We start from the raw sequence: 14,289 nt of genomic DNA on the forward strand, positions 1-14,289 counted from the left end.
AATATAAATGCGAAAATTAGCTTCGATAATTTTATTCTTAGTTATAGTTTCAAATAGCTTCGGACAATCTAAGAATTCGCCATTACAAATAAGTCATCTTACGGGTGACTTTTATGTTTATAAGACTTTTAATGATTATAAAGGTGTTAAGATTTCTGCCAATGCCATGTATGTAGTTACAGATAAAGGTGCAGTGCTGTTTGATGCGCCTTGGGATAAAACGCAGTTTCAACCTTTATTGGATAGTATCAAGAAAAAGCATAACAAAAATATTGTAATGGTTTTTGCGACGCACTCGCATGATGATCGCGCTGGCGGATTGGATTTTTATAGAAAAAAAGGAATTAAAACCTATTCAGGCAAGTTAACAGACGAAATTCTTAAGAATAAGAAAGAGCCAAGAGCCGAATTTGTAATTCCAAATGATACTATTTTTAAGGTTGGACAATATAAATTTGAGGTATATTATCCCGGTAAAGGTCATGCGCCAGACAATATTGTGGCTTGGTTCGAAAAAGAGAAAATTCTTTATAGTGGATGTTTTATAAAAAGTGCTGAAGCAAGAGATTTAGGTTATTTAGGTGATGCTGATGTTAAAGAATGGGAGAAATCTATTAAAAAAGTTCAGTCGAAATTTAAAAACCCAAAATTTGTAATTCCAGGGCATGACGGCGGAACTACAAATCAATCTATAAGCCATACATTGAAGCTAGTTCAGGATTATCTCAGCAAAGCACAAAAAGATTAATAGTTTATTTTGCGTATATTTGAAACAATATAAAAGAGTGATAAAATGACTGTAACGGATAAACATATACTTGAGTCGTATTCAAATTTATTTGAAGGATTGAGCTTTTCTAATAAAATTGAGCTTATAGAACGACTTACAAAATCAATAAAAACAAATAAAGCGAAAGAGAATAATTTTTACAAATCTTTTGGCGCATTTGCCTCAGAAAAAAGTGCTGATGATATTGTGTCTGAAATTAAAGCTAACAGAAGTTTTAAAAATAAGAAGATTGATTTTTAATGGCTTATTTATTAGATACATGTACCTGTGTTTTCTTTCTTAGAGGAATATTTCTCTTATAATTTTCTCCATGCATTTCATCGAAGTCATTTTACCGCTTTCCTTAGCAAAAACTTTTACATACCGAGTTTCTGAGGCTGAATATCATTTCATAAAAAAAGGAATGCGTGTTGCTGTGCCATTTGGTAAAAGTAAAATCTACACGGCTCTTGTTCTGGATGTTCATGAAAATGCTCCAACATTATATGAGGCTAAAGAAATTCATCAGATTTTGGATGAAAAACCAATTGCAACCGAAATTCAGATTAAACACTGGCTTTGGGTGGCCAATTATTATATGTGTGGTATCGGAGATGTTTATCGCGGCGCATTTCCAAGCGGATTATTGCTGGAAAGTGAAACCATTATTTCGCATAAACCAGATGTTGTAGTAAATGATAGTGAACTTTCTGATGATGAATTTTTAATTTATGAAGCTTTGCATCATCAGAGTTCATTAAAAGTTCAGGAAATTGCTTCTATTTTAAATAGAAAAAATATACTTCCTATTCTGCAAAAACTGATTGCGAAAGATATTATTTTTTTGGATGAAGAAATAAAACAAACGTACAAACCAAAACTGGTTCGATACGTAAAATTACATTCCAAATACGAATCGGATAGTGGTTTGCAAGAACTGCTGACGGTATTGAAAAATGCTACTAAACAAAAAGAAATAGTTTTGTCTTATTTTCAAATCAGTGCCTCAGAAAAAAAGCCAATTACGGTAAAAAAGCTTACTGAAGTCTCAAATGCAGGATCGGCAGCTGTAAAATCCTTAATAGAAAAAGAAATATTTGAAGAGTATTATCTGCAGCACGACCGCGTGACCTTTAATGGAGAAAAATCAGAAAAAGAACTTCATTTAAGTGATGCGCAGCAGAATGCTTTTTCAGCAATTAAAAATAGCTTTTTAGAAAAAGAAGTTTGTCTGCTTCATGGTGTGACATCGAGCGGGAAAACAGAAATTTATATCAAACTGATTGAGGAATATCTCCAGACTGGAAAACAGGTTTTGTATTTGCTTCCAGAAATTGCACTTACGACGCAGCTGGTTTCGAGATTGCGTCTTCATTTTGGTGATAAAGTAGCTGTTTTTCATTCTAAATATAGCAATAATGAAAGGGTTGAGGTTTGGAGGCAAACACTCGAAAATTCGCCAAAAGCGCAAATCGTAATAGGAGCAAGGTCGGCTTTGTTTTTGCCTTTTAACGATCTAGGACTATTAATTGTTGACGAAGAACACGAACAGACTTTTAAACAGACTGATCCAGCACCAAGATACCATGCAAGAGATGCGGCAATTGTGCTGGCTAATTTTCATAATGCTAAAGTATTATTGGGTTCGGCAACACCAAGTATTGAAACGTATTTTAATGCTCAAAATGATAAATATGGATTGGTAACTCTCTCTGAACGCTATAAAAATGTGCGTTTGCCTGAAGTGCTTTTGGTTGATATAAAAGACAAGCATTTCAGAAAAAGAATGACAGGGCATTTTAGCGATCTTTTAATAGATGAAATTGCGGAATCTTTGTCATTGGGTGAGCAGGTTATTTTATTTCAAAACAGAAGAGGATATTCTCCTATAATAGAATGTATGACTTGCGGGCATGTTCCGCATTGCCAGCAGTGCGATGTGAGTTTAACTTATCACAAGCATAAAAATCAGCTTCGATGCCATTATTGCGGTTATTCGATTGCTAAGCCGACTAATTGCCATAACTGTTCGAGTATTGATTTGACCACAAAAGGATTTGGAACCGAGCAGATAGAGCAGGAGTTGATATCTCTTTTTCCGAAAGCAAAAACAGCTAGAATGGACCAGGATACTACGCGCGGAAAATTTGGTTTTGAAAAGATAATAGATACATTTAAAAATCGTGAAATTGATGTTTTGGTGGGTACCCAAATGCTAGCCAAAGGACTTGATTTTGATAACGTAGGGTTGGTCGGAATTATGAATGCAGATAATATGCTTCATCATCCAGATTTTAGAGCTTTTGAGCGCAGTTTTCAAATGATGACACAAGTTGCGGGAAGGGCAGGAAGATCAGAAAAACAAGGGAAAGTAGTTATTCAGACTTATAATCCAAATCATAATACGATCCAGCAGGTTACAGACAATAATTATATAGGTATGTATAAGGAACAGCTTTACGACAGACAAATCTATAAATATCCGCCTTATTTCAGGATTATAAAGCTTACGCTAAAACACAAAGATTTTGAAAAACTAAAAGAAGGTTCTATGTGGCTGTATCAGGTTTTGAGCCAAAACTTAGGAATGCCCGTTTTAGGTCCTGAAGAACCAGCGATAAGCAGAATTCGAAACGAATACATCAGAACAATTTTGATTAAAATTCCGCATAATGTTCATTTGGGTAATACAAAAAAAACTATTCAGAAAATGCTGAATAGTTTTGAAGCTGTGGCTCAATATAGAGCTATAAAAGTTGTGATTAATGTAGATTTTTATTAAAACGCCAATTAAGAAGATGTAGAAAGTGCTTTTACCAAATCTTCTTTTTTATTGCGGCTTAAAGGTATTTTGGTGATGCCAATTTCAGCAAATTTGCTATTAAAGCGTTCAACCTTATCTATATTAATAATGTATGATTTGTGAACGCGAATAAACTTGTCTTTTGATAAATCATTTTCAAAAGATTTCATAGTAGAAAGAACCAGATTACTGTCGTCTTCTGTAACTACTCTGACATAATCTCCAAAAGCTTCAATCCATTTTATTTTTGAAGTGAAGATTTTAAGTTTTTTAAGATTACTTTTGATGAATATATGCTCTCCTTCTTCTTCTTTGATATCTTTTTTAAGCAAATGCATGTCAATAGCTCTTTTTACAGAAGCATTAAAACGATCAACTGCAATTGGTTTTTGAAGATAGTCGGTAGCGTCGTAGTCGAAAGCTTTTAGGGCATATTCGGCTTTGGAGGTAATAAATATAATCTGTGGTTTTGATTTTAATCCGTCAAGAAAATCAAAGCCATTAATAACTGGCATTTCTATGTCAAGAAATATTAAGTCAATATTATTTAATGAGATACAACTTTTTGCTTCAATTGCATTAGAAAAGTCCCCTATTAAATGCAAGCCTGGGTGATTATTTACCAATTTGGCAATAATTGTCCTTTGTATAGAACTATCATCTACAACAACACAGTTTAGTTTCATAACATTTAAATTTAGAATAAATTCAGGATAGCAGTAGTAAATGTATTATTTTTTTGTAAAAAAAACTAAGGTTGAGGTATATTTTTTGCATTATGACGAATAAAAGGAAAAAAATGTTGTGGATGTAAATTAAATGCTTACTTTTGCACCCAATTTTAACAAATAAAAATTTTTATTTATGAATCATTATGAAACTGTTTTCATTTTAAATCCCGTTTTATCTGAGGTTCAGGTGAAGGAAACAGTAACGAAATTTGAAGAATTTCTTACTAGTAGAGGAGCTGAAATGGTATCGAAAGAGGATTGGGGTCTTAAAAAGATGGCTTACGAAATCCAAAACAAAAAAAGTGGTTTTTACCATTTATTCGAATTCAAAGTAGCTGGAGAAGTTCTTTTAGCTTTTGAAACTGAATTCAGACGTGACGAAAGAGTTATGCGTTTCTTAACTGTAAGTTTAGACAAACATGCTATTTCATGGGCTGAGAGAAGAAGAGCAAAATTAAAATCTACTAAAGCGTAATTATTATGTCTACAATTGAGCAATCTGCAAAAGGAAAAAAAGACGGAGATATCAGATATTTAACGCCTTTAAACATTGAAACTAACAAAACTAAAAAGTATTGCCGTTTCAAAAAATCAGGAATCAAATACATCGATTATAAAGATGCTGATTTCTTATTGAAATTCGTAAATGAGCAAGGAAAAATTCTTCCTCGTCGTTTAACTGGAACTTCATTAAAATACCAAAGAAAAGTTTCTGTAGCTGTAAAAAGAGCTCGTCACTTAGCTTTAATGCCATACGTGGCCGATTTATTAAAATAGTATATTAAAAAAAAATAGTTGTTGGTTTCCGGTTAAATGGAACCTAACTTCTGAAATATAAAGGACAACAACATGGAAATTATTTTAAAACAAGACGTACAGAACTTAGGATTTAAAGATGATGTAGTATCTGTAAAACCTGGTTACGGTCGTAACTTTTTAATTCCTCAAGGTTTTGCTACTTTAGCAACTCCTTCTGCTAAAAAAGTTTTAGCTGAAAACCTAAAACAAAGAGCACACAAAGAAGCTAAAGTTGTTGCTGATGCAAAAGCATTAGCTGAAACATTAAAAGCTCTTGAAATTAAACTTACTGCAAAAGCTGGTGGAGAGAAACTTTTTGGTTCTATCACTAACATCGATATCGCTGAAGCTTTAGAGAAATCTGGTAATGCTATCGATAGAAAATTCATCACTAGCGGTGTTGTAAAACGTACTGGTAAATACAATGCTACAATTCGTTTACACAGAGATGTAATCGTTGAGTTACCTTACGAAATTGTTGCTGAAAAGTAATAGTTTTAAATACGATATAGAAATCCCGATGCAAATCGGGATTTTTTTTTATAAAGAAATAATTAGTCTTTGGGTTATGCTGTCCTATTTAAATATGAGGCTTATAGCTTAAAGCGTAAAGCATAAAAAAGATGAAATACGCAAGATTAACAAAAGAGCAGTTTGACGAATTACATGCTGAATTTGCAAGCTTTTTGGCTACACAAGCAATCGATAGAAAAGAATGGGAAGAACTAAAAGTTAATAAGCCAGAAGTTGCAGAACAGGAACTTGATGTTTTTTCAGATTTAATTTGGGAAGGGGTATTATCAAGAGCAGAATATTTGGAGCATTTCTCTAAAAATCATATATTTCTGTTTCGTTGTTTCGATACTTATATACAATCGATTGTCTTGAAGTCGTTTTCTCCAGAAGTTGACTTTTTAACTAAAGATGGACTTCAATGGCTTAGTGATAATATGTTTACTGAAAATATCGAAATGAAAGTTGGGAAAAAAGTATTTACAGATGAACGAAATTATTCGATTTTTGAATTGATTAAACAAGGTGCTTTTTTAAGTGATGGGCAATTATTTAGTCAAATTAATCAAATTTTAGAATCTTAGGTTAATTTATATATTCCTTTTAATAAGGCAGGCAATTATCAACTAATTGTCTGCCTTTTTTTTATTTTAACTTTTGTTTAATCTTTAATGAAGTTTCGACCCCGTATTTCTACTTGATTTTTGAAAATTCATCAAAATTTTAAGATTTAGAATTTTATAGAAAAAAGAATGATGTTTCTGGGCTGTATTACGGATAGTTTTGTCGATGATTTTATTTTAATTGTAAGGTTATACTTTATTTATATCGATTTAACATATTTTGTTTAATATTTTGTTTAATGAAAGATTGGCAACTTAATTTTGTTAAAAGTACTGTAAATTCTGATGTTTTGAGTCTTACGTTATTCAGTAAATATAGATTTAAGAATAAATTATAAGAATTTTATGCTTGTTTTATGTTTTTGTATTTCTTAATTTTAGATAACAAAAGTTAAACAAAGTTTTTCTTTTGGTTTTCAAAAACATATTGGTTAAGAAATACTCGCCATGTTGTAAGATTGAAAATTGAAAAATTATACAATAACTTAATAAGTCTGCGTATGGAATTGACAATTACTTTCTTTATCAAAATTACTTTAATTGTACATTTTATTTTAGCTCTATTTTTTAACCTATTAGACTTCTTTTATCTGAACGATAATTTTAATCGTTTTAAGATATCTAATTATTTTTCAAAAGGTCAGTATTTTAGTTTGCTGTCTTATAGTTACCCCATTTGGCGAGTCGATTATAAGGAGTAATAATTTTATTGAATATAAATAGATTCGTAATCAGCTTTGCCAGCGTGATTAATTGAGGAAGACTAATCAACTTTCTTTAAAAAAAGAATCAACCTATATAAAAAGAATCCCCAGTTCTATCAACTAAAAATTTTCATTTGTGAAAATTAGACCTGCAAGAAATCACTCCACTAGGAAAACTGGCCAAAATCATTTTTCCTTAAAAAAAGCAGAACTCATTTTATCTCTAGATAGAATCTGTTCTCGGATATGCTTCGGTATATCGAATTCAACATAATTTTTTTAATAAAACAAAGTTAGCTGGCTTATTTATAAGCTGCTGGTTTATGTTTTAACTGTTTCATTTTTAACTGATTGTTTAATTGCGTAGGTGCTTGCACTTACTGCGAGAGGTGTTTTATTGTCCATTTTCTAATCTTCCAAATTATGAAAAAGAAATTTACTTTTTTTAATCTCAATCCTCAAATGAGATTATTAGGACTTTTAACTTTATTCCTGACATGCACTAATGCATTCTCTCAGACTATTTGTAGACCAGTGTCTCAAACAAATAGTACTGGAGGAGGGCTTGTGTGTTTAGGAGTTGGGGTTACTAGTCCTGCCAATGCTTACGATAGTGCTGGCTTATCCACTTATGCAACCTTGACAAATGGTATTGCGATTGCTGGATGTTATGCAGAAGAAACAATGACCTTAAATCAAACGGCTCGAGCTGGTGACCAAGTTGCAATATACTTTGGTACAGGAAACGGTTTGCTTGATTTAACTTTATTGTCTAATGCTACAGTTCAAGCTAAAAATTCTGGAACCAATGTAGGTTCGAGTGTAGCTCTAAACAGTCCGCTTTTAAATTTAAATTTATTAAGTGGAAATACTGTTGCTGTTGCAAAATTTCCTATTACTGGTGATACCAATCAAATTCAAATTCAGGTTGGAGGTGGTCTGCTAAGTCTTTTAGCAACCGTGAGAATTTATGATGTTAGATTAGAGTTTGCTCAGCCAACTGTATCTGGCGGTTTAACTCAGACTGTTTGTGCTGGAGTTCCAACAACTCTTACTGCGACACCAGCTGCAGGCACTTCGCTTGCATGGTATGGTTCTGAATTTTCTACTACAGCTTTGGCAGTAGGGAATACATATACAACTCCTGCTTTAACAGCAAATACAACCTATTATATAGGAATAACTAGAGCTGCAGGATGCGAAGGAAATGTTCGTGTGCCTGTTGTTTTGAATGTTTCTAATCCTGTAGCACCTGCTTATAGCAATGTAGGAACTACAGTTTGTTCTACGGGACCAACACAACAGACAACATTATCTTTAGTAAATCCAGTTCCGGGAACCACCTATACATGGTATGATAATGCAAACACTGTGGTAGCAACAGGAACTACATATTCTCCGACAGTTGCTCTAGGAACTACTGCTTTTTCTGTAGAAGCATCTATAGGAAGCTGTGTTAGTCTAACTCGTGCTAATATTAACGTTGTTTCGACAGCAGTTCCTGCTAATCCGACAGTTCTTACTCAAAGTGTTACGATACAGTCAGGTCAGAATGCAACTTTAAATGCGTCTTCTGAAGCTGGTACACAATTAAACTGGTACGAAGCTGCAACTGGCGGAACAGCTGTTGCAACGAATACGCCAACTTTTACTACACCAATATTAACAGCGACGAAAACGTATTACGTTGAAGCTCAAACTGCAAACGGAAATTGTGTTAGTGCAGTAAGAGTGCCTGTTACTGTAACGGTTCAGCCTGCAGCTCTAGGAGGCTGTCTTGAGGCCAGCAGTCAGGTGACATCTCAAGTCGGTATCTGTTTATTGTGTAACGCTACAAATCCGAATAATTCTGTAGATGGAAATCCTACAACTGCAGCAAGACTTACTACTCCTGCTAATGTATTGGGTTCGGTACAACAAACTTTGCAATTTACTAATCCAGGAAAAGCTGGAGATATTGTTGAAGTCGATTTAGAATTACCAGGAGGTTTGGCAGACGTGCAGTTATTAAGCGTGGTTAGTTTAGCTACCTATAATGGTGCGACTTATAATAATGATCGAGTTGCTATTAATAATCCTCTTATAACTTTACAGTTATTAAGCGGAACTAGATATAGAGCAACTGTTACAGCGGGAGCCAACTTTGACCGAGTTGAAGTTCGTTTAGGTGGTGTGCTAGGACTTTTAACTAGTTTAGATATTTATCAAGCAACTTATAGATATAAAGTTCCAGATATCACGGGTAATACAACTATTTGTAGTGGAACAGCGACAACATTAACAGCAGCACTTGCTGTGGGAGAAACCGTTAATTGGTATAGTGCTGATACAGGAGGTTCACCTTTAGCATCTACAGCAGCATTTACAACACCAGCTTTAACTGCACCAACTACTTATTATATAGAGGTAACAAGAAATGGTTGTGTAAATAGTGTGCGATATCCGGTTGAGGTTTTAATAGATAATCCTATTGCTCCAACTATTACAGCAGTTCCTACCAATATTTGTAGCGGGCAGTCAACAACCTTAACAATTGATGCTCCAGTTGCTGGTACTGATTATAATTGGTATGATGCAGCTACAGGGGGAAATTTAGTGTTTACAGGAACTTCTTATACAACTCCGATTTTATCTGCTTCAACTAGTTATTTTGTTGAAGCTGTTATTGGAGATTGTATTTCATCAAGAACAGAAATTCCTGTTAATGTTTCTCCATTGCCAGCTGTACCAACTGTAGCTTCTTCAACGGTAATCATTCCATCTGGGCAAATGGTTACTTTGCAAGTATCAAATCCAGTATCTGGAATTGTTTATGATTGGTTTGATGTTGAAACAGGAGGAACCCCAATTGCAGTTAATACAGCTTCGTATACTCCTAGTCCTTCCTTAACGGCCAATAAAAGCTTTTATATTTCTGCTCGAAACACATTAGGTTGTGTAAGTAGCTCAAGAGCGGTTATCAATGTAGTGGTAACGCCTCCAGTTCCTATAACTTCATGTTTGCAGCCTGAAACACAAGATGTTGATGGTTTAAATTGTATAGGTTGTGCTGTAAATTTTCCTGAGAATGCAGTTGATGGAGATTTTAGCACTGCATCTCAGTTAAGAGTTCTTGCTGGTCTGCCTACAGGTTATGTACAGCAGATATTAACTTTTGGCACTAGCCATGTAGGATTGCAAGGAGATATTATTGATGTCGAATTGGGTATTCCTGGTGGAATTATTGATATTAATGCACTTTCGTATATAAGTTTAAGAACTTACAATGGTGGAAATCCAAATAATGATCAAGTAAATATTGGGGCATTGGTCAATGTGCAATTGCTTTCGTCAGATCGCTTTAAAGTTAGCTTTCCAGCTGGAGCTGCATATGATGCAATAGAAATCCGACTTGGAGGTTTGATATCGGCATTAACTAGTTTAGATATTTATGGAGCATCCTATAGAATACAAGATGCCATAATTACAGGAAATGCTTCACCTATTTGTGCTGGGCAATCAGCAACATTACAAGCTTCTTCGACAGCTGGAGTAGATATTTATGAATGGTATGACGTTCCAGCGGGAGGTGTGAGTTTAAGCTCAGCGGATCTTACAACTGGTCCTTTATCGACAACTACAACTTATTATCTTGAAGCCACAAGATTAGGTTGTGTAAACAGTGTACGTCAACCAGTTGCGGTTCAAGTAAATCCATACGCTGTTGCGGCAAATATTACTTTAGCCAGCCCTCAGACAGCAGCTTGCGATGGGTCAGTTACTTTGTCTCCAACTTCGACTTTAATTGGAGCTCAATTTAGATATTATACTAATCAGAGTAAAACACAAGAAATTATTACAGGATCAACAGTAACAAGTCAGCCTGGAGTCACTTTTGCTAAAGATAATACAACAGGAGAGCTGACAATAAGTGGACTTACTGCGGGCGGTTCTCCATTTAATTATTTTGTTGCAGTTGGAAATAGTACAACGTGCGATAATGAAATTAATACTTTACTTCCTGTAGTAGTTACTTTTCCTTCCACTACACCTTTAACAGTTATAACAACTCCATTAGAAGCATGTGGGAGCGCTAATCTAATTAATGCAATCACAAATTTTGATTCAACTGGAGATACAACTTATACATTTTATGATTCTTCAAATAATGTGATAACTGCCGATGCTGCAGCAAATATCACAGTAAGCGGAGTTTATTCTATAGAAGCGCAAAATACAACAAGCACCTGTCCGTCAGCTAGAGCATCTGTAACCGTGACAATTAATGCATTGCCAACCTTAGCGGTAACCAATCCTCAAGAATCTGTAAATATTGGAACTAATGTTGTATTAGATGCTACTTCTACAGGAACTATTACATGGTTTAATTCTCAAGGTGTTGCAATTGCAGGTCCTCCATTTACTACAGGTCCATTGAATACTCCAGGAGTTTATACCTATACGGCAGTTGCAACTTCTGGAACTTGTACTACAACAGCAACTAAGATAATCAATGTGATAGATCTTACAAGCTGTCAAAACTTAACAGAACGAGTTTATGCAACAGCTCAAACGGAAGGTTCTATAATTACTGGAGGTGTTTCAAACGACGCAAATGCAGTTGATGGAAATCCTCAGACATTCTCAACAATTAATACAGGTATCGGACTTTTAGGTGTTGGTACAACATGGCAGAATTTAACTTGGCCAACTACAATCTCTAAAGGTACTCCGGTAACCGTTAAATTAGGTTCTGAATATAGCTTGTTGGCTGTTGGTCAGAATTTATCAGTAATTGGAACAAGAAATGGAGCTCTTATTGGTTCAGCGCAACCAGTATCTGGATCATTATTAAATTTAATTTCAGGAGATAATTCTTATGAATTTACATTTGTCCCTTCAGATGCTTCTGGACCACAAGATTATGATGGTATTCGCGTTGTATCGTCTTCATTGGTAAGTGTAGCTCAAAATGTAAAAGTATTTGATGCTCATTATAATCAAGCAGTTACAACAGTAACTTGTACGCCAGGAGATATTCAAGATATTTTTTATGGCGCAACAGATTTAGGCTTACCTGTTGGGGCTGTAACTGCAGCAGTAGGGGTAAGCGATGCTTGGAATGTTGCAGATAATGATGTGACTACTTTTGCAACGATGTATAGCGGAGTAAGTGCTTTAGCATCAGCAGATTTAACAGTGCAGTTTAAAACACCTTCTGTTCTTAGTGATACTTTAAGAATTGTAGTTTCTAAACCTGCTACTCTTTTAACTGTTAATTTACTTACAGGATTTTCAGTTCAGCGTTATTTAGGAAATGTGGCAGTTGGTGCTCCAATTGAAAATACAAGCCAATTATTAAGTATAAAATTATTGCCAGGAAATTCTTTGGCAATGGTATTGGTGTCTTCTCCAACAGAAATTTACGATAGAGTTAGAATTCGTTTAGGCGGTGTTGTTGGAGTTTTAGATTTCTTAAGAGTTCATACGGTAGAAAGAACTGCTAACACAACAGTTATTGGAGCAGATCCTCAGAATAAAATCACGGTCTGTCCAGGAACCGATATTACGCTCCAAATTCCTGAAATTGCTTGTTCAACCTATATTTGGTATGATGCAGAAACAGGAGGAAATGCGGTTGCAACTGGACCTACTTTTGCAGTTCCAGATAATTTAGCAGCAGGTATTTATAAATATTATGTTCAGCCAGTACGTTATGGCTGTCAAAATTATGCAAGAGGAGAAGTAACTGTAGAAGTGAAAGCTTCTGCACCAGTAAATGCTTTAACAGATATCACCTTAAATGGAGGAACTTCAACTTCAGTTTGTTCAGCTTCTGGATCTGTAACTTTAGCAACAGGTTTAACAGGAACACCTGTTTTGACAAATCCAATCTATTACTGGTATAGTTTTGACGGAACAACAAGTCAGTTAATTCCGGGTGAAACAACAAATCAATTAATTGTAAACGGATTGGCTCCGGGAACTTATACTTATTTTGTTGGAGTGAGTTCAGATGAGCTTTGTGAAACTGCAGCAGCAGACAGAAAGCAAATTACATTCACTATTTTGCCTCCTTCAACAGTAAATGATATTTTAGTAGATGATGTTACGGTTTGCCCAGGTTTACCAGCATCATTAACTCCAACTGCGCCAACTTTAACAAGTCCAGTATTTACTTGGTACTTAAACGCTAATAAGACACAGCCAATTACAAACGGAGCTGTAATAGCAGGAATTACATATGCAATAGATGCAGCTGGTGTTTTAACCGCGACAGGTTTAACAAAAGCCGTAAGTCCTATAACGTATTATGTTGCTGTTTCTAGTACTAACACTTGCGAAAATTTAGCTGGAACATTACAAGATGCAGTAATTATTGTTAGTGATCCAAATACGCCAACAACTACAGATACTACTCAAGATTTCTGTTTATCTGCTGCACCAACAGTTGCTAACATTCAAGTCAATGAAAGCAATGTAGTTTGGTATGATGCCGCTACAGGCGGAAATATAATTGCTTCAAATACACCATTAGTAAGTAGAATTTATTATGGATCTGCGAGCGATGCAGTAACAAGTTGTGGAAGCTCAGTAAGATTGGCAGTTACAGTTACAGTAAACGATCCTGGAACTCCAACTTTGGTAACAGCAGGAACACAAAACTTCTGTACGGCTGATGCTCCAACTTTTGCAAGCATTCAGACTACTCCGGCAGCAAATATAGTTTGGTACACAGCTTTAACTGGTGGAACAGCAATTCCATCTACTACAGCTTTAACTAGCGGTACATATTATGCAGCGATCTCAGACACTGCAACAGGCTGCGAAAGCGCTACAAGATTAACAATTGAAGTAATTGTAAGTGACCCGGGAACTCCGACATTAGTGACAGCAGGAACGCAAAACTTCTGTTTGGAAGATGCTCCAACATTTGCAAGCATTCAGACTACTCAAGCAGCAAATATTGTTTGGTATACGGCTTTAACAGGAGGAACAGCAATTCCATCTACAACGGCACTTACTACAGGCCAGTATTTTGCAGCAATCTCAGATACTGCAACAGGCTGCGAAAGCGCTACAAGATTAACAGTTGATGTGATTGTAAACGACCCTGGAACTCCAACTTTAGTAACAGCAGGAACGCAAAACTTCTGTACGGCTGATGCTCCAACTTTTGCAAGCATTCAGACTACTCCGGCAGCGAATATAGTTTGGTATACTGCTGCAACGGGCGGAACAGTTATTGCGCCAACAACAGTTTTAACAACAGGCCAGTATTTTGCAGCAATTTCAGACACTGCAACAGGCTGCGAAAGCGCTACAAGATTAACAGTTGATGTGATTGTAAGTGATCCAGGAACTCCAA

At 35.2% G+C, this 14,289-nt stretch carries 9 protein-coding genes; 8 read left to right on the top strand and 1 reads right to left on the bottom strand.

Annotated features, from left to right (window positions below):
- The first annotated feature begins 7 nt into the window (after positions 1-7).
- The 3 genes from bla-B1-FLAV (at position 8) to priA (ending at position 3,551) form a co-directional block, all read left to right on the top strand.
- The gene (gene bla-B1-FLAV, locus EG814_RS05690) at positions 8-748 is read left to right on the top strand and encodes a subclass B1 metallo-beta-lactamase (RefSeq protein WP_125719793.1); all 741 of its coding nucleotides are present in this window, start codon (positions 8-10) and stop codon (positions 746-748) included.
- A gap of 45 nt (positions 749-793) precedes the next feature.
- Entirely contained in the window at positions 794-1,030 is a 237-nt protein-coding gene (locus EG814_RS05695; protein WP_125719795.1) for a hypothetical protein, read from the top strand.
- A gap of 70 nt (positions 1,031-1,100) precedes the next feature.
- Positions 1,101-3,551 carry a replication restart helicase PriA gene (gene priA / locus EG814_RS05700; protein WP_125719797.1) on the top strand — a complete coding sequence of 817 codons (2,451 nt, stop codon included), beginning with the start codon at positions 1,101-1,103 and terminating at the stop codon, positions 3,549-3,551.
- Positions 3,552-3,559: 8 nt separating this feature from the next.
- Here the strand turns inward: priA and EG814_RS05705 are convergent, their stop codons facing one another.
- Entirely contained in the window at positions 3,560-4,258 is a 699-nt protein-coding gene (locus tag EG814_RS05705; RefSeq protein WP_008463025.1) for a LytR/AlgR family response regulator transcription factor, read from the bottom strand.
- A gap of 178 nt (positions 4,259-4,436) precedes the next feature.
- Between EG814_RS05705 and rpsF the strand changes: the two genes are divergently transcribed.
- The 5 genes from rpsF to EG814_RS05730 form a co-directional block, all read left to right on the top strand.
- Complete coding sequence (gene rpsF / locus EG814_RS05710; RefSeq protein WP_068842999.1) at positions 4,437-4,778, top strand: 30S ribosomal protein S6; 342 nt, start codon at positions 4,437-4,439, stop codon at positions 4,776-4,778.
- Positions 4,779-4,783: 5 nt separating this feature from the next.
- A complete protein-coding gene (gene rpsR, locus EG814_RS05715) occupies positions 4,784-5,080 on the top strand; it encodes a 30S ribosomal protein S18 (RefSeq protein ID WP_002987043.1) in 297 nt (98 codons plus the stop codon).
- A gap of 72 nt (positions 5,081-5,152) precedes the next feature.
- Entirely contained in the window at positions 5,153-5,593 is a 441-nt protein-coding gene (rplI, locus tag EG814_RS05720) for a 50S ribosomal protein L9 (RefSeq protein ID WP_125719799.1), read from the top strand.
- 131 nt (positions 5,594-5,724) lie between these two features.
- Positions 5,725-6,198, top strand: a complete 474-nt coding sequence (locus EG814_RS05725) for a DUF6495 family protein (RefSeq protein ID WP_125719801.1) — start codon at positions 5,725-5,727, stop codon at positions 6,196-6,198.
- A 1,166-nt stretch (positions 6,199-7,364) separates the two neighbouring features.
- Positions 7,365-14,289: immunoglobulin domain-containing protein (locus tag EG814_RS05730; RefSeq protein ID WP_125719803.1), on the top strand; the 6,925-nt coding region annotated here is incomplete at its 3' end.

This window comes from Flavobacterium ustbae (assembly GCF_003946915.1).
GTDB classification, from domain to species: domain Bacteria; phylum Bacteroidota; class Bacteroidia; order Flavobacteriales; family Flavobacteriaceae; genus Flavobacterium; species Flavobacterium ustbae.